This is a genomic window from Ruminococcus flavefaciens ATCC 19208, assembly GCF_000518765.1.
Lineage (GTDB): Bacteria > Bacillota > Clostridia > Oscillospirales > Ruminococcaceae > Ruminococcus > Ruminococcus flavefaciens.
This window is the reverse complement of the sequence record NZ_KI912490.1, coordinates 302,997-329,740: the sequence shown is the minus strand read 5'-3', so window position 1 is coordinate 329,740 and position 26,744 is coordinate 302,997. Positions and strand designations below refer to the sequence as shown.

The 26,744-nt window shown below is 42.4% G+C and carries 12 protein-coding genes; 6 read left to right on the top strand and 6 right to left on the bottom strand.

The window, feature by feature from the left end; all coding sequences use genetic code 11:
* Positions 1–48: 48 nt before the first annotated feature.
* Entirely contained in the window at positions 49–186 is a 138-nt protein-coding gene (locus L870_RS19055) for a FeoB-associated Cys-rich membrane protein (RefSeq protein ID WP_080676436.1), read from the bottom strand.
* The gene (gene feoB, locus L870_RS0111545) at positions 187–2,535 is read right to left on the bottom strand and encodes a ferrous iron transport protein B (protein ID WP_028518274.1); all 2,349 of its coding nucleotides are present in this window, start codon (positions 2,533–2,535) and stop codon (positions 187–189) included. It abuts the gene before it with no gap.
* Positions 2,536–3,153: 618 nt separating this feature from the next.
* Here feoB and L870_RS0111535 point away from each other — a divergent pair.
* Positions 3,154–5,175 (top strand): metallophosphoesterase family protein, encoded by a 2,022-nt coding sequence (locus tag L870_RS0111535; protein ID WP_028518272.1) that lies wholly within the window; start codon positions 3,154–3,156, stop codon positions 5,173–5,175.
* A gap of 57 nt (positions 5,176–5,232) precedes the next feature.
* On the opposite strand, the gene L870_RS0111530 is transcribed toward L870_RS0111535, so the two are convergent.
* Positions 5,233–6,033: a class I SAM-dependent methyltransferase gene (locus L870_RS0111530; protein WP_028518271.1), complete on the bottom strand. Its 801-nt coding sequence runs from the start codon at positions 6,031–6,033 to the stop codon at positions 5,233–5,235.
* A 281-nt stretch (positions 6,034–6,314) separates the two neighbouring features.
* Here L870_RS0111530 and L870_RS17480 point away from each other — a divergent pair, with 281 nt between their 5' ends.
* The 4 genes from L870_RS17480 (at position 6,315) to L870_RS0111510 (ending at position 11,799) form a co-directional block, all read left to right on the top strand.
* Positions 6,315–9,050, top strand: a complete 2,736-nt coding sequence (locus L870_RS17480; RefSeq protein WP_051411532.1) for a CotH kinase family protein — start codon at positions 6,315–6,317, stop codon at positions 9,048–9,050.
* Between the two features lie 88 nt (positions 9,051–9,138).
* Positions 9,139–9,708 (top strand): carbonic anhydrase, encoded by a 570-nt coding sequence (locus L870_RS0111520; protein ID WP_037272054.1) that lies wholly within the window; start codon positions 9,139–9,141, stop codon positions 9,706–9,708.
* Positions 9,709–9,736: 28 nt separating this feature from the next.
* A complete protein-coding gene (locus L870_RS17475; protein WP_051411531.1) occupies positions 9,737–10,474 on the top strand; it encodes a purine nucleoside phosphorylase YfiH/LACC1 family protein in 738 nt (245 codons plus the stop codon).
* Between the two features lie 128 nt (positions 10,475–10,602).
* Positions 10,603–11,799, top strand: a complete 1,197-nt coding sequence (locus L870_RS0111510) for an alpha/beta hydrolase-fold protein (protein WP_028518269.1) — start codon at positions 10,603–10,605, stop codon at positions 11,797–11,799.
* A 141-nt stretch (positions 11,800–11,940) separates the two neighbouring features.
* On the opposite strand, the gene L870_RS19740 is transcribed toward L870_RS0111510, so the two are convergent.
* The gene (locus L870_RS19740) at positions 11,941–21,303 is read right to left on the bottom strand and encodes a leucine-rich repeat protein (RefSeq protein ID WP_028518268.1); all 9,363 of its coding nucleotides are present in this window, start codon (positions 21,301–21,303) and stop codon (positions 11,941–11,943) included.
* A 328-nt stretch (positions 21,304–21,631) separates the two neighbouring features.
* Complete coding sequence (locus L870_RS19035) at positions 21,632–23,260, bottom strand: DUF5131 family protein (protein ID WP_080676435.1); 1,629 nt, start codon at positions 23,258–23,260, stop codon at positions 21,632–21,634.
* An 851-nt stretch (positions 23,261–24,111) separates the two neighbouring features.
* Between L870_RS19035 and L870_RS0111495 the strand changes: the two genes are divergently transcribed.
* Positions 24,112–25,251, top strand: coding sequence for a glycerate kinase family protein (locus L870_RS0111495; RefSeq protein ID WP_341349474.1), 1,140 nt, complete (start codon positions 24,112–24,114; stop codon positions 25,249–25,251).
* Positions 25,252–25,343: 92 nt separating this feature from the next.
* On the opposite strand, the gene L870_RS17470 is transcribed toward L870_RS0111495, so the two are convergent.
* Positions 25,344–26,744 (bottom strand): endo-1,4-beta-xylanase (locus tag L870_RS17470; protein ID WP_162148448.1); only part of this gene is annotated, 1,401 nt, incomplete at its 5' end.

Below are 26,744 nucleotides of genomic sequence, written 5' to 3'. Positions count from 1 at the left end.
AGAAGAAATACCTGTAAAGCTCCACGAAAGAGGCTTTACAGGTATTTTTCATTCTTTATTGCAGCCGCTGCATTTTGTACAATCACCGCAGCAGCTTCCGCTCTTTGCATTCTTCACCGAAGCCCTTACCGCAAATACAAGAGCCGCAGCAATAAGCAGTATAAGGATAATATCAGCTATATTCATTCAGCTCACTCCTATCGCTATAAGTACCGCACGTATGATAAGTGTCATCACCCATGCTACTCCGCACTGCCATACTACCTCTGCCAGAGCCCATTTTTTTCCAAGCTCACGCTTTACAGCTGCAATAGCCGCAACACAGGGAGTATACAGCAGTGAGAACACCAGCAGGCAGCCTGCGGATAGTGAAGTCATAGCCGTCTCAACGCTGCCCGAGTACAGTATCTCAAGTGTGGATACTACGCTTTCCTTAGCCATAAATCCGCTTATAAGCGCAACAAGTATACGCCAGTCGCCAAGCCCTACAGGACTCATTACAGGTGCAAAAATGCCTGCTATGGCTGCAAGTATGCTGTCCCCTGCATCGCTTACCATGTTCATATGGGTATCAAAGCTCTGAAGGAACCATACAACTACTGTAGCAATAAGTATTACCGTAAAAGCTCGCTGCAAAAAGTCCTTTGCCTTTTCCCAGAGAAGCTGTGCAACGTTCTTTGCGGCAGGGAGTCTGTAGTTGGGAAGTTCCATTACAAAAGGAACTGCTTCGCCGCGGAATAAAGTGCCCTTGAAGAGGTAAGCAGCAAGTATTCCCGTAACTATACCGAGAAGATAAAGTCCGACCATTATAAATCCTCCCCGTTTAGGGAAGAAAGCATTCACGAAGAACGCGTATATCGGCAGCTTTGCAGTACAGCTCATAAATGGCGTGAGAAGTATGGTCATCTTTCTGTCTCGTTCACTGGGCAGTGTCCTTGTGGACATTACGGCAGGTACCGAACAGCCAAATCCTATAAGCAGCGGAACTATACTTCTTCCCGAAAGTCCCACCTTTCGCAGAAGCTTGTCCATAAAGAAGGCAACTCGTGCGATATAGCCGCTGTCCTCAAGCATTGACAGGAAGAAGAACAGCGTTACTATTACAGGCAGAAAGCTGAGGACGCTTCCCACACCTGCAAAAATACCGTTTATAATAAGGTCGTGAATGACTGAATTTACGTTTACATGATTAAGCGCCTTATCGGTAAGCTCCGTGACCTTATCAACGCCCATTTCAAAAATGTCCTGCAAAAAAGCTCCGATAACATTGAAGGTAAGGAAAAATACAAGTCCCATTATAAGGATAAACGCAGGTATCGCAGTATATTTGCCTGTAAGCACCTTGTCTATCCTTCGGCTTCGGATATGCTCCTTGCTCTCGGCAGGTTTTTTTACAGTATCATCACAGAGCCTGTGTATGAACCTGAATCTCATATCTGCAATGGCAGAGCTTCTGTCAAGACCGCGTTCCTTTTCCATCTGAGTGACTATATGCTCCATAGTCTCGATCTCATTCTGATCAAGTTCAAGCTTTTCTATTACAAGAGGATCGTCCTCTATGACCTTGCTGGTAACAAATCTAAGCGGCATTCCTATCGCCTCAACATGATCCTCTATAAGATGTGATATTCCGTGCAGGCAGCGGTGTACTGCGCCGCCGTTCTCGGTCTTGTCGCAGAAATCATATCGCAGAGGTCTTTCCTGATAATATGCAACGTGTATCGCGTGTTCCACAAGCTCCTCGATTCCTTTGTTCTTTGCCGCCGAAATAGGCACAACAGGTACTCCGAGACGCTTTTCCATCTGGTTTATGTCAATACTTCCGCCGTTTGAGGTAAGCTCATCCATCATATTCAGTGCAACAACCATTGGTATGTTCATTTCAAGGAGCTGCATGGTAAGATAGAGATTTCGCTCTATATTCGTAACATCGACGATATTTATTATAGCGTGGGGCTTCTCATTGAGTACGAAATTACGTGAAACTATCTCCTCGCTGCTGTAGGGCGACATGGAATATATTCCCGGCAGGTCGGTGATAAGAGTATCTTCATGACCTATGATAGAGCCGTCTTTGCGGTCAACTGTAACACCGGGGAAATTTCCTACGTGCTGCTTTGAACCGGTAAGGCGGTTGAAAAGTGTGGTCTTGCCGCAGTTCTGATTGCCAACAAGCGCAAAACGTATCACTGTGCCCTTTTCCAGCGGTACACCGTCACCTTTTGCATGGAAGCGTCCGCCTTCACCGAGTCCCGGGTGATCGGTCTTTGAGTGTTTTTTATTTGGCTTTACTTCTTCTGCCTTCGCAGCGACAGGACAGACCTCTATCTGCTCCGCATCTGCAAGGCGCAGGGTAAGCTCATAGCCGTGCAGCCTCAGCTCCATAGGATCACCCATAGGCGCATATTTTACGAGAGTTACCTCTGCACCCGGGATAAGTCCCATATCAAGAAAATGCTGCCTGAGCGCACCTTCGCCGCCGACCTTTTCAACTCTGACAGTCTCACCTATTTTTATACTTCTAAGCGTTTCCATAGTCTGCTCCTAAACCTGTAAAATATCAGTTTTTAAAGATACCGCAATGGGTATCTTCGATCAAAGCTCTCATTTTCCCGATAAACATTGTTAAAATAAAAAAATATATTCAGATCTGTCTGATTTATATTCGCTGATCCGATTTATACTAATGTAAGCACATTTACTGCTGTCGCAATATAAAAGCCGGTTACAGAAACCTTCCGCAGTTCACTCCCCCCATCGCTGCGGAAAATGTTTCTTTGATTTAATCATATCCTCGGAAAGCAGGTACAGATTTTTCTGTACCTGTTTTGCTTTTATACGGCATATGATGTGCTGATATATTATATTAGAGTTAGCCTTTACAAATCTATATTCGTGTTAGTCAACTCAAACCCTTTCAAATGCCTTATTATAGAGTTAGTTTTTGCTAACCCTATAATATCACTTACTTTGGCTTTTGTCAATAGCTTACAAATCCTGCAGGTGTTTTTTGTAAGCATAAACAAATAAACTTGCTTTCTCCAATTAATTTTGGGTAATATTCGTTTCATTAAGAACATTGAAATATTCGCCGATATATGGTATAATATATAAGTAATACTTTTATTCAGACAGATCGGAGTTTTTTTGGATATGAGACTTTTAAAAAAAGCTGCTGTGTCTGCTGCCGCAGTCCTTTGCTTTACGTTCCTGCCGTTTCGGGCACAGACAGCTAAAGTCGACTATTATACCGCAGTTTCTCCTTCCAGTGTTGAAAACGGCGTTCTCACACTTGCCAATGGCGAAAAATGGTATAAGGTCAACGAGCTTGAAGACGGAAATGATTATATTATAACAGTAAAAGGCTCTGACGGCAAACAGGAAATCCTGACAGCCTGCAACGACAATGTAAGCGAATACGTGTGGCATTATTACAGGAGAACTATGGTAACGAGCACTGCTCCCGAATATACCACACTCTCTTCACGTTCCTTTTATCTTGTGAGCCATGAAAATGAGCTTTATACCGTTTCAAACTGGTGGGCGGACGGTGAAAATGCATGGGACTACTGCGATGGCAGTCTTTGCTACAGAGAAAACGGCAGCACCGCTTATCTCAAATACAGCGAAGGAAGCGATGTCCCCTTTTCATGTACAAATGATCCCACAGAAGCTGCCGAAGTGAACCTGTATTCACAAAACGAATATCTTAGCCGCTGTATTGCGGAGCATCCTTCCGCCGACAGCTATGTTATCGAGGAAAGCGGATATGCTGCACCTGTATTCACAGCAAAGCTTTTGTCAGATGATATAACTGTTGACAGTATAAGATGGTTCGTTGACGGCAGAGAACAGTCCTGTGCAGAGCTTTCATTCAGGGCTGACTCCCTTACAGGGAAAAAAGCAGGAGTACACCGCGTAAACTGTCTCATAGAAGCCCATGACGCTCAGGATATACATTACCGCGAAAGATCGGCTGACGCAGCCTTTATTATCACAAAGGGCGTTATGCAGGATTCCTTTATTACTTTCTCAGATATACATGAGCAATACCCCTTTATCACTGATGCAATAGAAAAGGTAATTGAACATACAGGCGGCTATATCCCTGCACTTGTCATATGCACGGGCGACCTTGTAAATGGACCGACCGCAAGCAAGGATATCATGCTTGAACGCTATTACCCTCAGATAGTCTCATATCTGGGCGGAATTGATGCTGTATTTGTGTCAGGCAACCATGATTCGGGCGAGGCTGCTTCAATAATGTCCGACAAAGCAGGTCTTGGTGCTGAAAATGACCGCTCACCATACGGCGGACAGATATTCAAAGGCACTTCCGATGCAGCAGCTATAAACGGAAAAAGCAGCCGCTTCGCAAAGGGCATTACAGTCTACGGTCTGAATTTTGAAGCTTCCCTCGAAATAAACGGAAGTGATATAACATATTCCTACGACAGGACAATAGATAAGCTTGACAGCTTCCTGAAAAAAACTGCCGAGGATTACCACGGCGAACTGGTGGTGATATCAGCCCATTCGGGACTCCATGTACTCGGCGTCCAGCCCGAATCGGTAACGCCAAGCGGCGGTGCTATATCAAAATGGATAGGCGAAAACCAGTATAACATTGATAATTCCTTTAAGCTCGCTAAACTCATAAACAGCTATGCCGAAAAGTACAATATGGATATAATATACCTCTTCGGTCATGACCATTCAAGACAGGAAAGTGAGCTTATCATGACCGACGGCGACGAGCTCATGAGCACTATTGAATACAGCAGCAGAAGCTATGACACTCAGCCGCTGAAATTCACTTATGCACATTCGGGCTATCTTTCAACTACTATAGGCTGTGCAGATGCACATTTCAGCTTCGTATACCGCAATGGTGAAAATTACAGCTTTGACCTTATGAGTACCTACAGCGATACGTTAAGACATACGGACATCAAAGCAAAAAACATATTCAAAGAGCCCGTTGTGACTACGACCTCTGCTGTTACCACAGCAGCAACAACTGTAACTGCCAAAACCACTGCAAAAGCTACTTCAGGCAAAAAAGGCTCAGACAGTCCTTCCACAGGCGACAGATTCGATATTTTGTTCATTGCCGCACCTGCCGCAGCTCTTATGCTTATAAGCAGAAAGCGCAAAAAGAATGATAATTAAATGAAAAGCTCCCGAAAGCAGCCAATAACTGTTTTCGGGAGCTTTATTATATATTGCTTAAAGCTTTCGCGCTAATTGCAGGTCTAAGGTATCGGATATCACAAGCCTGCCGCCGTGAGCATCTATGGCTTCTTTTATGCTTGAAAAGAACTCTTCCCTCACTTCTTTTTCAATTGCGATGTGGTCTGAGTAAGTGCCGAGCAGCTGAATGTACTCATCAGCCGTAAAAACACGTTCACGGTAAAAAATATGGGACTGAATATCCCTAAAGCCATATTTGCATGCTATATTTGCAGTTTCTTCGGACTGCGCTTCCGTATACCCGACAGAAGTACCGCGCTTCTTCTCGGGATAATAGCTGTAATAGTATTTATCATATGCATCTTCTATCGCCTTTGCAAGTGCGGTATCATTTTTGCTTATGCAGGGGTGATTTGCAAAACGCGCAAATGCTCCGCCTGTTTTCAGCATGGAAAACACCTTTCGGTATCCGATCTCCTCGGGGATCCAGTGAAATGCAGTTGCAGAAAATAAAAGGTCATAGGCATTTTCGGCAAATGCCATATTCTCAAATTTTCCTGTTATAACGTTTAAATTCGGGTATCCCTTAAAGTTTTCCCTCAAAAGTTCGGACAAATTCTCACCGTATTCTACGGCTGTGAGGTCACAACCCGTATCAAGCACAGGCTTTGTAGCCTGACCGCTGCCGCTTCCTACCTCAACTGCACGGCTGTTTTTATCAATATGTACATAGTCGAATATCTTCTGATATAATTCACCGACATATCCCGGACGCATCTTATCATATGCTGATGAAACACTGTCAAAAGTACGTTTAAGATCATTCTTTTGTTCCATTGCAGATACACCTCCGTATAATGGCATAGTTTCAGGAGCGAGATAATCATTATATAACGTATCGTTAAAAAAGTCAAGCAGTTCTTCTCTTAGCTAAATATTAACAGCATAAATATTAAATACAGTAATTATTTCCACCTATATTGCATTTTGTGTAGATATGTGCTATAATTATGTTGTAAAAGGGGGTTCGGATTACGACAGGGAATCTATAAGACAGAAAAATGTTCCGGTAATATCGGGTCAATGAGGATGATTAATCTAAATTATCGGAGGAGAACATGAAAAACAGATCAAAGAAACGAACTGCTGCTGGAGTTCTGTGTCTTGGTATGCTGCTTCAATCCGCAGCATATCTCCCTGCTAACGCCGACAGCGCAGGTGCAGTGTCAATAAATGAGGTCTGCACCAAAAACACCACCTACCAGTCGGGTGACGGAAACTATTATGACTGGATAGAGCTTTACAACAGCGGAAAGTCGGAAGCAGACATCTCGGGCTGGGGACTTTCAGACAAGGAGCAGGAACCTTACAGGTATACTTTCCCGAGCGGAACACATATACCTGCAAACGGACGGCTTGTTGTATTCTGCGACACAAATGCCGCAGTGAGCGACAGTAAAACAGCTCCCTTCGGATTATCTGCTTCGGGTGAAACTCTTGTACTTACAGACTCACAGGGCAATACAGCTCAGACCCTTACAGTAGGTGTACTTGCTTCTGATACTTCATACGGACAGTATCCCGACGGAAGCGGCGAATTTTACACACTGAGCTGCACACCCAACAAGGAAAATGCTGCCCCGGAAGGCAGTGCAGCTGTACGTCAGCCTGTGTTCTCACAGGAAAGCGGTTTTTATGATAACAGCTTCTCTCTGAACCTTACCGCAGAAGAAGGCTGTACCATTTACTATACCACTGACGGCAGTGACCCGACTACAGAGTCCGAAAAGTACACAGCACCTATCACGGTCGAAGATATGTCAGATACTCAGAACCGCCTCAGCGCACGTACTGACATAACTCCGAACAAAGCGACAGCACCGCGGGACAACGTTGACAAGGCAGCTTTGATACGCGCAATATCCGTAGACAGTCAGGGGCGCGCAAGCGAACCCGTAACAAAGACATATTTTATAGGCAAAACAAATTCGGGATACTACAAACAGATGAAGGTAGTATCATTGGTCACAGACCCTGATAATCTTTTCGATTACGAAAAAGGCATCTACTGCCTCGGCAAGGTCTTTTACGGTGACAAAAATCCAAATGATCCGCAGGAGGAACAGAAGCCTGAGGATCCAAACGGGCCTGAAGGCAATAAACCTGAAGAAAACAAGCCTGAGGAACATACAGGTCCCGAGGGCGGCAGACCCGGACGCAACAGAGCTCCACAAAACGGCAATATATGGGAGATGGAAGCCAACTACACTCAGAGAGGAAAAGACTGGGAGCGTCCTGCAAACTTCACTCTCTTTGACGGCGGCGAAATGGTGCTTCAAGAAAATGTAGGCATCAGGATAAAGGGCAACTACTCAAGATGCCTTGCACAGAAGAGCTTCAATATCTACACAAGACAGGATTACGGCTGTGCTGAATTCGAATATGACTTCTTCTCGGGAAAGGCTACTAAAGCTAAAAACGGAAAGGCTATCAAGAAGTACGACGGACTGGTCCTCCGCAACGGCGGCAATGACAACGGTTCAGCATTCTTCCGCGACAGCATAAACCAGAGCCTTATAACTGACAGAGCCTTCGCTTATCAAGCAACTACTGAATGTGTATTATTTATCGACGGCGAATTCTGGGGCACATACCAGATGATGGAAAAGATCAGCGACAGCTACCTCAGCGATCACTACGGAGTTAAGAAAAGCGATATTGCTATGATAAAGAACGGCGAGCTTGAAGAGGGCAGCGACAGCGACTTAAACGACTGGAAGGCTCTTTGCAATGGTGTTGCAAACGGCAGCATATCCTACGATGAATTCTGTCAGAAGGTAGATATACAGGGCTTTATGGACTACTTTGCAGCTCAGATATACTGGGCTAATGCAGACTGGCCGAAGAGAAACTATACCGCATGGCGTTCAGATGCCATTGATGAGACTAATCCATACGCTGACGGCAAATGGAGAATGGTGCTCTTCGATACCGAATCAGGTCAGGGACTTTACGGTTCTTACGACAAGTCATTCTCGGCTGACTGCTACAGCCGCTTAAAACAGGACAGCAGCGAGCTTGCAAAAATGTTCACTGCTCTTTCGGGTAATGAACAGTTCAGAAAAGACTTTTCAAGAACTATGATGGATATGGCAAATTATAACTTCGTTCCCGAAAAAGTCAACGAAGTAATAAACTACTACAAAAACAATTACAAACAGCAGATCTCAGATACTTACGAGCGTTTCAACTCAGGCAGCTCAGGCAAATTCGAGAGCGAGCTCTCAACAGTTGCGAACTTCTACGCTCAGCGTTATTCCTATGCGGAGCGTACCACAAGATCAGCAATGAAGCTTTCTTCCGAGCCTCATAAGCTCACAGTCATCAACTCAGGCGATAAGGGCACTATTGACCTTAATACTCTCAAGCTTGGAAATATAGACCAGTGGAGCGGCAAATACCACTCAGATTACGACATAACTATCTCCGCAGATGCCAGCGGTGAAGTACCTTTTACACGCTGGAACATTAAGGGCGCGGAGATAATAAGCGGAGACAAAACTTCTGAAACTATCACGGTAAGACTCAGCTCAGATGCAACAATCGAAGCAGTTTACGGAGACTCGGAAGGTACTATTTCCGAAGAACCCGATGAAGAATACATCTTAGGCGATCTCAACAACGACGGAGTTGTGGACATATACGATCTCAGCCAGATGAGAAAGGCAGTCGTTTCAGGCAGTGCTGAACACTTTGCAGCAGCCGATATCAACGGCGATAAAGCTATCACCAGCGACGACCTTACACTTCTCAAAAAGTACATCACAGGTGAGATAAAATCCTTTACAAACTAAACTATAAAAGCAGACCGTCTGTCATATGGCAGACGGTCTGTTTACATTTTCACGCTGAGGTGATATAATAAATACAGAGGTGATCAATATGGAGTCATACAGAATTACTGCCGATCAGGCAAAAAAACAGCTTGTCAATGGCAATCAGAAATATATCGCAGCAAAAGAACTGAAAACCGATGTTTCTACCGATACTCTGCTAAAATTCAGCCATACTGGCCAGCAGCCCTACGCTATAATCATTACCTGCTCGGATTCAAGAGTAGTGCCTGAGCTTATATTCTCCGCAGGTATCGGCGATCTTTTCGTTATCAGAGTTGCAGGAAATGTCATCGACTCTCACCAGCTTGGCAGCATAGAATATGCCGCTGAACATCTCGGTACGGGACTTATCGTTGTACTCGGTCACGACCACTGCGGAGCAGTTGACGCTGCTATGAACCATGAGCCTGAGGGCTATATAAAGTACATAACAGACGAGATAACAAAGGCTATAGGCGATGAAAAGGACGAATTTCGCGCCTGCTGCCTCAATGTTGAGCACAGCTGTGATATTATCGAGCACAGTCTGCAAATACAGAAAGACGAAAAAGAATACGGCTTAAAGGTGCTGGGAGCTATCTATCACCTTGAAAGCGGCGAGGTCGAGTTCTTATGATATATCTGACAGCTATGAGGTAAGATAAATGAAAAGCATGACCATAATTGATGATGAATTCTCTTTCGGCGGATTCACCTCGGGAAATGAAGGCATATGGACAAGGAATGCTCCAACCGATGCGCCCACAGATGATTATATTTCTCTCAGTGAAAGACTCAGAGTGCCATTGACGCATATAATACGCCCATATCAGGCAAGCGGCGATAAAGTTGAGATAGTCGGTACTGAACATGGCGGCATGGGAGTCATAAAGGATAACGTTCTCAAAAAGGTGGACGGTATCGTTACTGCCGAAAAAGGCATAGCTCTCAGCGTTCTCGCGGCGGACTGCGTTCCGATATACCTTATTGACAAAAAAGCGGCAGTCATAGGACTTTTGCACTGCGGCTGGCGTTCGGCAGCAGGCTCTTTGCTCCATAATGCTGTTCAGCGCATGAAAGAGCTTGGTGCTGTTCCTGCTGAAATACAAGTGATAACGGGACCGCATATCTGCCCTGACTGCTACGAAGTTGGCGAAGATGTCCGCCAAGCTTACGCCGAAGTATTCACGGAAAAGCAGCTCGAAAAGATATTCGTTATCAGGAACCATAAGCTGTATCTCGATCTTTCGGAAGCTGTACGTTTAAAAGCTTCATCGGAAGGTATAACTGACGAAAATATCTCTGTCATAAACTGCTGCACCTGCCATGACAATTCCTTGTATTCATACAGACGCGGCGACAGAGGCAGACAGAATGCAGCGTTTATTATTATGAAAGCATAATTTAAATGTTTAAAGCGGCTTGTACCGCTTCTTTTTTTAGTTTTTTAACCTTCCGAAATCATTGACTTTCCGGAGAATTTACTATAAAATAAAACAGTAAATTGAGTATAAGACTCGGGGGTATTAAAATGAATATTATTAAAAAAACTGCTGCTTCATTTGAAGCTGCCGCAGCTATAGCTGTTTTCTCTGCACTGCCTGCATCAGCTGCTGTCAGAGGTGACCTTAACAGCGATGGCACAATCGACTCGTTCGATGTGGTATTATGCCGCAGGAATATAATCACTATGTTCTCGGGCGGACAGACTGACCTGCTTGCAGATATCGACTGCAACGGCTCAATACAGATAAACGACCTTGTACTGCTCCAGAAATACGTACTTGGTACGATAAAGGAATTCCCGCAGACCACAACTGCTTCAGCTGCAACAACTACGACTACTACATCTGCACCTATTGTAACTACAACTGTCACAACTCCAAGCGGTAACAGCTACATGAAGAAAATGGCAGCGGATATACATACTCACGAAGAGCCATCCTCAACCGAGAAAAAGTCAGGGGTAGACTACGGAACGCTCGAGAAAAAGACTTACTTCTCAAAGGACGCTCAGCGCGAAAAGAATCTCAATATACTGCTTCCGCCCGGATACGACAGCAGTCAGAAATATCCTGTAATGTATGTTTTCCACGGTATATTCGGTTCTGAGGACTCCATGACAGATGACAGCATGAAGATACAGACAATGCTCGGAAATCTCGTTGCTTCAGGTGAAGCTGAGAAAATGATAATCGTTTTCCCACAGATGTTCACCACAAAGGAAAATATCTTCCCTGCTTTCACAAATGAGTCATCACGTGCATATGACGCTATACGTGAGGATCTCGAAAACAGCATCATGCCATTTATGAGGGAGAACTATCCTGTAAAGGAAGGCAGAGAGAATACCGCTGTAACAGGCTTTTCAATGGGCGGCAGAGAGGCTCTCTATGTGGGAGTTACAAGACCTCAGCTCTACGGCTATGTGGGTGGAGTATGCCCTGCTCCGGGTATATTCCCTACTGTTGACGGCAATATGACTCATGAGGGCTGTATGTCACCGAGTGAATTCTGCTTCGGCTCAGCTCCGAGCCCATATGTTTTAATGATAACCTGCACCAGATTTGACGGTACTGTAGGAGATGCTCCCGACAGCTACCATGAGGCGCTCACTCAAAACGGCGTGGAACATATCTGGCATCAGCTCACCGACGGCGACCACGGCGCTATCTCAGTTAGGGCACATATGTATAATTTCCTAAGATACGCATTCAAAGCCAAATAAAGTCGGTACTAATATAGAAATTAAGCCACGAGGCAATGCCTCGTGGCTTATTTGTCGCTAAGAATACAGTTTATGACTTATATCAAATATAACATATTGAAAAAGAGTCCCTGTAATAACAGGGACTCTTTTGATTTGCAATCAGCCTCGATCGGCAATCGTTGCAGTAGTAGTCGTAACAGCCGCAATGTCAGGTGATGTTGTTGCTGAATTTGTTGTGGTGGTTGTGACAGGTAAGGCAGTTGTAGTGGTTGCAGGCTGCTCTGAAACTTCATTGTTTTTATCTTCAAGGAATTCCTCAATTGACTTTGGCTCATCTTCTGTTGAGCAGTAAGCATAATATCTGAGGATCAATGAAGCATCAATAGCATCTACAGAACCGTCCTTGTTTACATCAGCAGAAGTTTGCTGCGCCTCTGTGAATATACCTTCCTGATTTGTCGAAGTAAGCGCGTACTGGCGAAGAACCGCAGAAGCGTCTACTGAATCAACAATGTTGTCGTCATTTACATCACCGTAATTTACGGGAACAGTTGTTGTGGAAGCAGCAGTTGTTGCAGTAGATGTAGTTGTTGATGTTGATGTTGTAGTTGGCTTAGATGTAGTTGATGTGGTTGAAGTAGTAGTTGTTGTGGTGGTGGTAGTTGTTGTTGTTGTTGTTGAAGTAGTAGTTGTTGTGGTGGTGGTAGTGGTAGTTGTTGATGTAGTAGTGGTGGTTGTGGTTGTTGATGTAGATGATGTTGTTGTGGTTGGCTTAGATGTTGTAGTTGTTGATGTTGTTGTGGTGGTAGTAGTTGTTGTTGTTTTATTAGTAGTTGCTGTAGTTGTTGTTGTGACAATAGGACCGTTACCGCTGAGATTATACTTGTATCCGCTGAAGTCGTTTATATCGCCCTTAGCAACAAGCTTACCTCCGTCCTTGACAGTAATTTTAGCGTCCTGTGAAATAGTAACATTTACATAATCAGGTATAGCTATATCAGAATCTATTGTTATATCACCAAAGAGTGTAAGCTCTGTTGCCTTTCCTGATTTAGCAGCAGCCTCAACAGCAGTCTTTACATCGGTATATGTAGTCTTGTCGCTGAGCATTGCTACTGACTTTTCACTGATATATGTAGTGTCAATGATCTCACCGCAGATATCACAGATCTTTACTGCAAGTCCCTTATTTCCGTTCTTAGGAGCAGATACCAAAGTATATCCGCCTGTTGACTTGCACTCATGCTTTTCAACATTGCGTACCTTATACTCTTCTGTAGTACCGTCTGCATAGTCAATGATAAGAGTTCCGCTTGCACCGATCTGATCTGCGCTTATTCTTATGATAGTATCATCACTTACTTTAAGAACGCCGTCAGCGTCAGCCTTTGCGCCGTTGATATCATCTATAGCGAATTTATTTTCAGTCACTGACTTGTCAGAACCTGTTGAAGAAGGAGCTGAACGACGTACATCAGGTACTATCCTTACATTAGCAGCAACTCCATTATGCGGATGAACAACAAGATTCATAGATTCTGTCATTTCCCAGACGTTATTATCGAATTCGCTGAGATAATCATTGAAAGCAGATGTTACTTCATCAGGATCGGCAGTATTTACATTACAGATGAAATTGTCTCTGAATTCTTCAAATCTGTTCTTCGGAGCTTCACCTTCGCCGTAAGCCTTGTTGAATATATCTGCTACAAGAGTGTTTGCCGTATCTGTCATAACTCTCTTTGCAGGAACATTCTGTTTTTTGTCTGCGGGAGTTACTATAACTGTATACGGTATCGGCTCAGAATCAATAAATCCTACCTTTACCTGTTTTAATACATGTTCTACAGGCATCTCATCAAGAGCTGATGCATAAACAGCACGTATAACATCTACACCGAGAACATCAGGATCATTCTTTACCGTGCTGAGTATCATACTTGTAATTTCGTTAAACTTCTCTGCTGCAAGATACTGTTCGTATACTGATTTCCAGAGATCAAGTACATTTACATCAAGCGTAACTGCCTGACCGGGTGCAAGTTCATCGACCTTAACGCATGGACCGCCTTCCTTTTCATAGATGACCTTTTCCTTCGTTTCGGTTCTTTCTGAAATGATATTGCCTTCCTCATCAAGATCCTGATAATGTATAGTTGCCTTTGAGCCCTGCTTTACGCCGATTATCCTGTTCTCAAGGTCGTAAATAGGCTTGTCTGAAACATTTTTGAGAATTATCTTCATAGGATATTCCTGCTTATAGTAGGAATACATAGGAAGCTCGATAGTCATATGAAGTGCCTTGCTTGAGTATACATGGAGATTATCCTTTGACTTGAATTTAAGCTCGAAAGGTTCACCGTCATTATTGCCCTTGAATGAGGCTGTAAGCGAATAGTCACCCTCCTTGTCACCGCGCAGGTACCAGTTGGTAGTCTTTACTTCGTTAGGAGCAAGGTCGCCCATGTCCTGAGTTGCCTCTCCCTTTGCAAGTGTAAGTCCGTCAGGTACAGCAAGTGAAGATGTACAGTTTTTAAGAGTACCGTCTCCCTTATTAACTATCATGAGCTGTACGTCATAAAATTCCTTGAGCCACTTGCATTCGCCGTAAATAATAAGATACATTTCTTCATCTACTGTTTCTGTATGCATAATGTGTGCGCCAAGTCCTTCTACCCATACAAATTCACCATCAGGAAGATTAACGGAACCATCACCAAAATCAAATGTTACATCATCTACTGAATTTCCATTGCCGTTAACCACTCTGTTGATAGTTGCTGTTTCTATACCGAATTTGAGTTCGATGGAATACTTTACACAGTTGTAGTTTGCAGGATCACTCAGATCAATACCTGCTGCAATGATCTCTTCCTTTGTCATTGGCTTAAATGTAAGCTCGCCTGCTACATTAAGTTTAGGATGACTGATATTATTGTATGTTGTTGTAGTTGTTGATGTTGTCAAAGCAGTTGTAGTCGTAGATGTTGAAGTTGATTTGCTTGTTGTAGTAGTCTTTGATGTTGTAGGTGTAGTCGTTTTGCTTGTTGTAGTAGTCTTTGATGTTGTTGGTGTTGTTGTTGTCTTGCTTGTTGTAGTTGTTGTTTTGCTTGTTGTAGTAGTCTTTGATGTTGTAGGTGTAGTCGTTTTGCTTGTTGTAGTAGTCTTTGATGTTGTAGGTGTAGTCGTTTTGCTTGTTGTAGTAGTCTTTGATGTTGTAGGTGTTGTTGTCTTGCTTGTTGTAGTTGTCTTTGACGTTGTAGATGTTGTAGTTGTCTTGCTTGTTGTAGTTCCTTTATTTGTTGTTGTGGTGGTTGTAACACCCGATGCATTGTAAACTACCTCTCCCTTGCTGTCAGTAGTCAATGTACCGCCCTTTACAGCAGAGAAGAATACTGAAGGATCCGTATCCTTATGGTAATTAGCATAAGAAGATGTGATCGTACCTGTAAACGGAGCTTCAAGCCTTACCTTACCGCCTGTGATCTCACCTGCGATATAAACAGAACGTTGTTTACTTGCGTAAATATCTGCTTCCGCACCCTTTATATTGAGATTACCGGACAATGTTACAGCGGAATCATAGATAGCATAGTTCTCTTTACTTGTTATTGTTCCGCCTGATATCTTTAATGAAGCAACTGTAACGCCGTATCCCTTGCCTGCCTTTACAGAAGCACCTTCGAGAATTACATTATTGTAATTTGTTTTGTCTCCGTATATAGCAGCCTGATCTGAGCTTACGCCCTTGTCATTCTTGCTTTCTGTGTCAAGAGTACCGCTTATAAGCTTTGCAACTCCATATTTTCCATCAAAGGAAAGTGCAGGACCGTAATGAGAGATAACTGTTGCTCCGTCAAGGGTAAAATCAGCAATTCCGCTATTATTACCAGATATGTTGTTTACAACAACAGTTGCACGATTATTTCCAAGCTCATTTCCTACGAATGTACCGCCTAAAAGTCTGAGTCCCCTATTTACAAGGAACAGCTCGTCTTTACCCGATGTACATACATAACCTGTCTTATCCTTGCTGCTGTCTCTTATTGTCATAGGAGTATCATTTGACGCCGTAACTATTATTCTGCCGACAGTGAGCTTATGACCGTTAAGGTCGATATCAAGAACTTCAGATACAGTTACATCTCCTTCAACAGTAACATCGCAGTTAAGCTTATACACACCTGTTTCAGGCAGACTGTCCTTCTTGTCCCATTCCTTTACCTCAGCCTCAACAAACTTTAATCGTAAAGATTCAGCATATTTTTCTGCAGCTGTATCCTTATAGCCGATAATAGTATCTATCTTAGTGCCGCCGAATGCATAGGAACCGATAGATATAACATTACTTTTGATAAAAATCGATGATGGTAATGAAGTACAGCCGTTGAATGCATAGGAACCGATAGTCCTTAGTTTCTCAGGCAGTTCAATAGATTTCAGTGATGTGCAGCCAATGAATGCATTTTCGCCGATAGATGTAAGTCCATCAGGCATTTTTACTGATTCAAGTGCTGTACAGCCATTAAATGCTCCGTTGCCAATAGATGTCATTTTCTCAGGCAGTTCTACTGTCTTTAATGATGTACAGTTATTGAACCAGTTTTCTCCGATTCTCGTTAAAGTATCAGAAAGAACTACTGTTTCAAGGTTTATACAGTCTTTGAACAGGTATGAACCGTAGCTTTTAGCATCTCCAAGTATTGTAACCTTTTTCAGACCTGATTTGCTGAAAGCATTATTTTCTATCTTCTCTAAGGAAGCAGGTATCTCAAGCTCTGTAAGAGCATCGTCACTAAAGAATACATTAGAACCGATCGTTTTTAAAGTATCAGGGAGATTTATTTCGGAAAGCAGCGGACAATTACTGAAAGCATTGCTTCCGATACTCTCAATTCCTGATGAAAGCTTAACGGTTTTGAGTTCTGAAGAAACGTAAAACGCATAATCACCGATCGTCTTTACACTTGCAGGAATTTCAACCGATTCAAGCTTTGTATCTACAAAGCAGCGCTTTCCGATCTCTTCTGTACTTGATGAAAGCTTCAGTGATGTTAATGCAGAACAACCCTCAAAAGCACATTGTCCAAGACTTGTTACCGAATCAGGAAGCTCAACGCTCTTGAGAGAACTACAAGAGGAAAATGCTTTCAGAGCGATAGATTTTAAAGTCTCAGGAAATTCAATACTTTCAAGTGAACTACAGTTCACAAATGCATAACCTGAAATAGTTTCAAGCTTTGAAGGAAGCTTTACGGACTTCAGAGAAGTTGCACCGTTAAATACATTTCTACCGATATCAGTCATAGAATCTGGAAGCTCGACCTTTTCAACCGCTGATTTGCAGAATGTATATTCCTCAAGCTTCTCTACTCCGTCAGGTATTTTTATTTCCTTTAATACGCTTTCATAGAAAGCATATGATTCTATATTCTTTACAGTATTCGGTATATCAAGACTTACAAGAGAAGAACAGCCTGAGAAAGCACTATTTCCGAGGCTCTCTACACTGCTCGGTATTTCAAGACCTGCAAGAGCTGAACAGCCACTGAAAGCATTTGCAGGGATAGCTGTAAGCTTTGAAGGAAGCTTTACAGACTTCATCTTTGCAGCACCTGCATAGGCGTTTCTCGGAAGCTCTGTACGTGAATCCGAATATGTGATAGTCTCAAGATTTGAAGCATAGAACGCACCGTTGATCTCATTAACAGAATCAGGGATCGTTAATGCTTTGATACCTGACTGAGCAAAAACAGAAGCACCCAGATACTCTAATTTCTCGGGAAGATCAATAGCGGTAAGCCCCTCGCATAAACCGAAAGCCTGCTGTCCTATTCTTGTAACAGAATTCGGCAATTTTATACTTGTGAGAGATTTACAGAAATAGAAAGCATAATCATCTATTCTTTCAACACTATCAGGTATATTTATACTTGCCAGTGATGAACAGTTATAAAACGCAGAATTAGGGATAGCTGTAATCTTTGAAGGGAGCTTTACCTTCACAAGAGCAGCTGCACCCATAAATGCTTTTTCACCGATCTCTGTAACAGAATCAGGTATCTCTATGGATTTAATACCCGAACCATTGAACGCATTGGTATTTATAGCTTCCAATCCCGCAGGAAGTGATATACTTTCAAGTGCTGAACAGCCGCCGAATATATTATCAGGAAGTACCTTGAGATTTGAAGGAAGCTTAACTGATGTAAGCATTTTAGCGTTATTGAATAACGATTTAGGAAGCTCTGTGAACTTATCATCTAATTCAACAGATTCAATATTTGAATTTGCAAATATGTATGGATTTAAGTTCTCAACAGTTGAAGGGATCTTTACTTCCTTTACTCCGCTTCCATAGAAAGCGTACTCACCGATGCTTGTTATACTGCTTGGGATAACAAATTCAGTAAGTCCCTTACAACCATTAAAACAGTAAGCAGGAATAGCTGTGAGCTTTGAAGGGAACTTTACAGATGTCATATTTTCAGCACCCGAATAAGCATTCGCTGGGAGCTCTGTAAGAGAATCAGAATATGTTATGGTCTCAATGCTTGAACCTGTGAATGCACCGCCATCAACCTTATTTACAGTCTCAGGCATTTTCAGTTCCTTTATGCCTGTACCGTAAAATGCATATGAGCCTATTTGCTCGAGCTTTTCAGGAAGTTCAAGAGCTGTTAATTTAGCACATCCATAAAATGCTCGTGAATTTATTCTCGTTAATGAATCCGGTAATTTGATCTCTGAAATTGCCTTGCAATTTAAGAAAGCATCACTGCCTATTGATGTTACACCGTCAGGGATAACAACGTCTGTAAGCTCATAGCAGTTTGTGAAAGCATCATAAGGGATATAAGTTAAGCTTGCAGGAAGCTTTACTGATTTGAGTGTAGATACATTATAGAACAGCTTTGAAGGAAGAGTGGTAAAACCGTCGCCAAATTCAACCTTCTCAATGGCAGAATCTGTAAATGCATTTTCCTTTATAGTTGTTATAGTATCAGGAATTATTAATTCCTTTATGCTGCTTTTACTGAACGCATTTGCATATATGTTTGCTACTGTTGAAGGCAGATCAACGCTTGTCAGTGAAGTACAGCCTTCAAACATATACGGCGTCATTGACTTCAGCTGTGAAGGCAGCTTTACGGATTTCATTTTTGAAGCACCGCTGTAAGCATATGACGGCAAAGATGTGCGTGTATCAGAGTATATGATTGTTTCGATATTTGAACCGGAAAATGCCTGACTGGATACTGATCTCACTGAATCAGGTATTGTTATCTCTGTTATGCCGCTTTCTGCGAATACACTGTTTTTAATGCTGATTACAGACTCAGGGATATCAAGCTTTTTAAGAGCTGTACAGCCGGAGAATGCATAACTTGGTATATCTGTGATCTTATCGCCAAGATCAACAGAGGCAAGCTTGCTGCAATTTAAGAATGCGCCGTTATTAATGATTGTTACTTGCTCAGGCACCTTGAAGCTCTCGATATTAGTACCGGCAAGAGCATAAGATGAAAGTACAGTCACTGACTTAGGGATATTTATTTCCTTTATGCCTGATCCGTAAAATGCATACTCTCCTATAGATGAAACAGTATCAGGAAGTGTGACCTTTTCAAGTGCAGTACAGCCTCTGAAAGCAGATGCACTGATTCCCAGCAGATCATCAGGGAATATTACTTTCGTAAGCTTAGTACAATCCTCAAAAACACTCGCAGCACATTTTACTGATGCCGCAGGATATTCAAGCGTTTCAAACATTGAGTTCTTGAAAGCATAGTTTCCGATGTTAGTCAATGCCTTAGGGTAATTTACCTTTTTAAGACCTGTATCGGCAAACGCTGATGAATTTATTACCGAAACCGAATCAGGAAGCTCAATGCTTTCAAGTGAAGAACAGCCTGTGAAACATCTTATAGGCAAAGATGTCAGAGCAGAAGGAAGCTTTACAGAGCTGAGCTTCTTACAGTTATAGAATGCAGCTTCACCGATATCAGTAACAGTGTCAGGTATCTCTATTGAGCCAAGACCTGTACCATAAAATGCACTTTTTCCAATACTCGTTATCCCGTCCGGAAGGCTGGTCTTTTCAAGACTTGAACAGCCTGAACACATATAATCAGGTATAGCTGTTATTTTGCTTGAAAGCTTCAATTCTTTCAATGACGTACAATCGCCAAATGCCATGTTTCCAATTGATACAACGCTTTCAGGAACCGTTACTGATCCAAGCGAAGCACAATATGAAAATGCACCACTGGGGATACTTTCCAATTTACCTGAAAGCTTTACTGATTTGAGTGAACGGCTTTTACTGAAAACATACTCACCCATTGTTTCAACGCTGTCAGGAATCTCAACAGAAGCAAGAGATGTGTTGCTGAAAGCATAGCTGCCTATACTTTTAACTGTATCAGGAATAACAACTGATTCGATCTTTGCATTCTCAAAAGCGTTATCTGCAATAGCGGTTACCTTCTGACCATTTACCTCTGATGCGATCACTGCCTTATCAACTTCAAAGCTACCGTAAGCTACTTCTGCATGATCCTTGTATACATTATAATATATAAGATCCTTCAGAACAACTTCGTGATCACTGTCAACCGTAATCCCTGATGACTCAGACTCAGGATCAATAAGGATATATCCGTCAAACGGAGTACCCTTGAGATACTTGTCATCATCTGTACTTGCAGTCGTGCAGGCTCTTTGATCACAATTGGTCTTGATCTTTGAATTTGAATAGGTGAAATAATGAGTGCAAGAGTTATTTGTACAGATATTGAAGTAATAGATATCGCCTGGCGTTGCATCACGCGGAACCGTAATATTCATAGTTGCAAATGTACCGTTCTTGCCATTTGCAGAACCGCCTTTAACATTTATGATGTAATTCTGTCGTGAACGGTTCGTACTGCTTCTTCCAAGCTCCGCATTCATTCCTGAGGTTCCGTCCTTAGTACCTGCATTTACGCTGCTCAGTTTAAGACGGCTGTCGAAATCTATACAAACCGCTGCATTGCTGTAATATGCCTCGTTATTGAAATTATCTTCATTGATGAAGATACTTACAGGTACTGTGGTACCTGCTTTTGAAGCCGGTATTACAGTCTTGCTGCATGATAATACCGGATTCGGCTGTATCTTGCCTGTATTTGATGCTGTTGATGTAGTAGTTGAACTTATTATTGCATTAGTTGTGGTAGATGTTGTCGAAGTGCCTGTTGCAGCCTTTGCTGTAGTTGTCGCAGAAGCAACAGCCTTTGCAGTTGTAGTTGTAGTTGCTGCATTTGCTGTTGTAGTTACTGTGCCTGTTTCCATGATTTTATCAGGCGTTATATTAATAACATTTGAAGCGGTCATGGAGCCGACAATTGCTTTTCGTCCGTTGTCAGTGTTTGCTGCATTTGCTGAAAGATTTGTCGGAATCTGCGTGGTTATCATAGCAGATGCGGCAAGCACGGACACAAACCTTTTGGTGAACTTTCCTGGGTATTTATGTCCCATTTCAATTACCTCCCTTATCAAAAATCAATGAATAAAATCCATCTCAATAATTATACCATTATGAAGCGAAACCTTCAATAGTAACCTAAATTTTTAAGGGGATTTTTGGTGAAATAACTAACTTGCAGCAATGATAAATACTAAAAATTCTATAAGCAACAACCGAGACAGAACGCATTTGTTAAAAATATCAATTCAAAATATAACAAATATATCTGATTAACTTATATGTCACAATTCAGTCGTTTGTATCACATTAATGCTGAAATAGACAAACAAAACTAAAAAGCAGGAGAACACTGAAGCTCTCCTGCTTTATTTTTATATATTATTTTTCGCAAACCAGAGTCGGAAGCATTTCAAGGAAAACGATGTCACTGCGCTTCCCGGAATTGCTTTCTGCAAATACAGCAACATTTGCCGCAGGAATACCTCCTGTACTTTCAACGATAGCTTCCAGATCCTTCAGAGACTCGGCTGTGCTTATAACATTATCAACAATAAGCACACGCTTTCCCTTCATAGCCTCTGCATCCTCTTTGGCAAGATAAAATTTCTTCTTCTTTTCAGTCATTATGGACTTCACAGCCACTTCATACGTATCGTTCATATAAAGCTTGACCGACTTATGAGCTATGATACAGCTCTTGCCGCTCTGTCTTGATATTTCATAAGCAAGCGGAGTACCTTTTGTCTCGGCACTGAATATGATATCGAATTCAGGCAGCTTTTCCAGAAGTCTCCTTGCGCTTTCCACGATTATCTCTACTTCGCCGTAAAGTATGGAAGATGCAATGTCGAGCATATCAGCGGCAGCACATTTTTTCAGCTGTTCATTTAGCTCTGCCACCTTCAGCTCATAATACTCGGAAACAGCATTATTCTTGAAAGCAAGGTTTCTCCTGCGGATAATCTTTGCTTCTCTAATAGGTTTAGGCTCCTGTTCGAGATACTCATATCCGTTTGCCTCAACGATCCTCATGATATCGCGTTCTATTTTGATCGGGATACCAAGTTCAAGACACTTGTCTATTATATCCTTTATCCACTCAAACTGTAGAGGAGCAGCGCCATCGCCGATCTCGCCGCCGATAATTACCCATGAATGATCTTTGCCATAGGTCTTTACAAGCTCATCAAGATGGACAGGCTCTATGTATTCAAGCACAGGCTGGTATACAACGCAGGCTGTGATTTTATGAGCCTTTGTCTTTTCGATAAGCTGAACAATGCGGTCTGTACATTCATTTTTGTCAACAGTACAGGAAATAACAACATTCCTCATATCAGTATCCACAGGGATAGGACTGAGGTCAATACCCTTGGGACATTTTGTAACGAGCTGGAACGTATCAACATACCTGCCGTCTCTTCGCTTAATATTGGTTGCAGCGATTATCTGCTGAAGAACATTTTCCTGCCACTCAGGCTTCCAACAGCCAAAATCCGACATATATGTCAGGAACCAGTCAATAGGACTTTCAGTCTCTATATTGAAGAGCTCAGGAATATCATTTCCATCTTCGTCCTTTTTCATTTTAAAGGGACCGCGGAATACCTGCTTCTTGTAATCCTCGGTAATACCAAAATGATCTACTACCCTTTTGGTAAAGCAGTACTTACAGCCTATAGGACAGCCTATTACGGGAGAATAGACCTTTGTATTGAGGTGTGTATCATAGTTGATATCTTTAAGTATACGCTTCAATGCAAGCTGATGACCGTCATAGTAAACATAAAGCTTCTGTATCTGGCTGAGATACATCTGATTCAGATTGCTGAACTCTTCCAGCTCTTCCTGTACGGAATGCATACTTATCTTTAACTTCATAAAGTCAAAGCCTCTGAAATTACAGATAAGAGTATTCAGAAGTCTGTTTACAACTTCAGGTCTTTCGAGCATTGTAATGATACCCGCTGACGGTGCGTCAGTATAGTAGTCTTCTATTCTCAGCATAAAACATCTTGCCCTTCAATATTTATTTCTTTTCTACGTTTTTTTGTACAGAAGCAGCTTTGGGAAAAGCCGCATTCATAGCTTGGATATTAATTGTTTTTTTTTATTATGCTGCGCTGGTGTCTTCAATGCCGAAAATCATAATAAAGAAGATACGTTATTACTGAGGCAGACAATATAAAAACGATCTGCCATCAAATAGAGTAAATACGCTCCTGTGATAATAGCTGCTTGTCGAAGTACGGCACATTTAGTTTAAACGCATACAACAAGAAACCGACATAAACCGGAAGTTTATGCAGCCTCGCTCTGTCTGAAAGAAGATATCATAGCTTAATTCTTATCATAAGCTGCTGTAAAAAGTAAAAAATACTGAAAATATAAAAGACGATTATTAAATATGCTCCTGCTGAGTTACTGACGATAAAAGTATAAAACCAGCGGGAAATGTAACAAAAAATAGTACAATGGTAAAATAAAAACAAAATAAAAATTATAGCAAATCAGAATAATAATTAAGCTTACTGAAGGTGCTCCCAATTCAGGATACACTATTTATATTATATACTATAGGTGCAATTTCGTCAAGTGGCTTTTCGTTCAATATTTGTTAACAATGAGAAATATTTGTGGCATTTTAGCAATTTTCTAACATTTATACCTTAGAGTTATAAAATAAATATACCAATAAAAAATAATAATTATCATTTATTACATAATAATTAAACTACCGATGATTTACTATCTAAAATGTATTGACTTTTGAATGATTTAATGTTAAAATTTGGTCGAGGTCGCAAATCAATTATAGCATATAAAACATCAATTTTTTAAATAGAGGTGTTAAGCTGATGATTAAAACAGTTATTGCAATAGACTCTTTCAAAGGAAGTCTGACTTCAATTGAAGCAGGCAAAGCTGCTGCCGAGGGTATATGCCGTGTTTTTCCAGAAACAGACGCTGTTATCAGACCTGTTGCAGACGGCGGCGAGGGTACTGTGGAGGCTCTTGTATCAGGGCTTAATGGGCAATTCGTCGATGCCGATGTCCGTGATCCGCTTGGGCGGCGTATTACCGCTAAATACGGTATCCTCCCCGACAATACTGCCGTTATAGAAATGGCAGCTGCTTCGGGGCTGCCGCTGCTTTCAGGGCTTGAGCGTGATCCCATGCATACAACTACCTACGGTACTGGTGAAATGATACTTGACGCTGTCAGACGGGGCTGCCGCAATTTCATTATAGGTATAGGCGGAAGCGCCACAAATGACGGCGGTATCGGCTGCTTGCAGGCTTTGGGATTTGGTATGCTGAACAAAGACGGTCATCAGGTGGAGTACGGTGCAAACGGTCTTTCACAGCTTACACGCATCACCGACAACAATGCAGTAAAGGAACTGAAAGAATGCGCTTTTCATGTTGCCTGTGATGTTACAAATCCGCTCTGCGGCGCTAACGGTTGCAGCGAAGTTTTTGCTCCGCAGAAGGGCGCTGACAAGTCTGCTGTCAGCCTTATGGACGGATATATGCAAAGCTACGCGGAACTTACGAAAAGCTGCTGTCCTTCCGCTTCTCCCGATACAGCAGGAGCAGGCGCAGCAGGCGGTCTTGGTTTTGCACTGATGTATTATCTGAATGCAGAGCTGCAATCGGGCGTTGATCTTGTTATACGAGAGACAAGGCTCGAAGAAGCCATAGCAGAAGCGGACATAATCATCACAGGAGAGGGCTGTCTCGACAGTCAGACCGCTATGGGCAAAGCTCCCATAGGTATTGCAAGGTTAGCTAAAAAATACGGCAAGCCTGTCATCGCATTCTGCGGCTCGGTACGCGAAGGGGCTGATCTGTGCAACGCAAGCGGCATCGACGCATACTTCCCTGTTCTGCGAAGGATATGTACTCTCGAACAGGCTATAGACAAAGAAACTGCCTATAAAAATCTTGCAGACACGGCAGAACAGGTATTCAGGACTATAAAGCTTTTCCGCTGACAATATTCCGAAACAAAAACAGTCACAAGATCAATTACGATCCTGTGACTGTTTTATTTTTATGATTTATAAGATCAGGCTTAACATTGATCTTACTTTACAAGTGCCATTACCTTCTCATAAGCCGGCTTAGGCTGATAGCCGTTTGAGAAGAGAAGCGGATTCTGGTCTCTTCTCCAGCTTACGCTGTCCTGAGTACCCCAGATAGTAACTGCCGGGATCTTAGAAGAATTCTGCATAGCGAGCTTGAATATCTTCTCATAGAGATTAGCCTGTTCCTGAGTATTTGTACAAGTGATGTCAAGCTCAGTGATCTGAACTTCAAGACCTGTGCTGAGGAACTTCTTGAGAGCTGTCTCATAAGTATTAGCGTCAGGATAATTTGTAGCAAGATGTGACTGCATACCGATACCGTCGATATAGCCGAGCCCCTTGAGCTTCATAGCCATGTTGTAGATATCGTTTGTCTTTGCAGGGATATACTCGTTATAGTCGTTGAGGTAGAGCTTGCAGCCTGCAGGAGCATACTGTCTTGCATACTTGAATGCGTTGATAACGAAGCTGTCATCACCGTAAACTCTTACCCAGTTAGAGTTGCTTGCAGGTCTCATTCCGCCGCCGTCGTTGAGGAAGAGCTCGTTACATACGTCGTATGAGTAAACCTCAAGATTCGGATACTGCTGCTTGAGAGCTGCGAATGTGTTCTTGATCATGCTCTCAAGACGCTGGTTCATAATATCCTTTGATACGTATGCACCATTCTGTGAGAAGTTCTCACGGAAGAACCAGTCAGGAGTCTGGCTGTACCATACGAATGTATGACCGCGGAGTGCGATACCGTTCTGCTCACAGAACTTCAGAGTCTGAGCAGCTCTGTTGAGGCTGATCTGAGTATTTACATTGTTGCCTCTCTGCTGACAAGCTGACTGATCGAGAATGCTGTCAGGCTTGAGCTCGTTCTCGGGAGTAATAGAATTGTAGTGCTTCTTGATGAAGTCAGCACCGCTGTTAAGCTCGTTAGGGCTTACAGATGTACCGATCTTGAAGTAGTTTGCAAATGCTCCCTTGAGGCTGTCCTTTGAACCTGCATTGTTGTTCTGCTGCTGGTTGTTATTATTGTTGTTATTATTCTGGTTCCACTGATTGTTGTTCTGGTTGTTCCAGTCGTTGTTCTGGTTCCAGTTATTATTGTTCCAGTCATTGTTTACAACGCCGTTCCACTGGTTGTTGTTCTGGTTGTTCCAGTCCCAGTTATTGTTCTGGTTCCAGTTGTTCTGGTTGTTCCAGTCCCAGTTATTATTCTGGTTCCAGTTATTCTGATTGTTCCAGTCCCAGTTATTGTTCTGGTTGTTCCAATCATTGTTTACAACGCCGTTCCACTGATTGTTATTCTGGTTATTCCAGTCCCAAGTGTTGTTCTGGTTCTGATTATTCCAGTTGTTCCAGTCGTTATTCTGATTCCACTGGTTGTTGTTATTCCAGTTATTATTCTG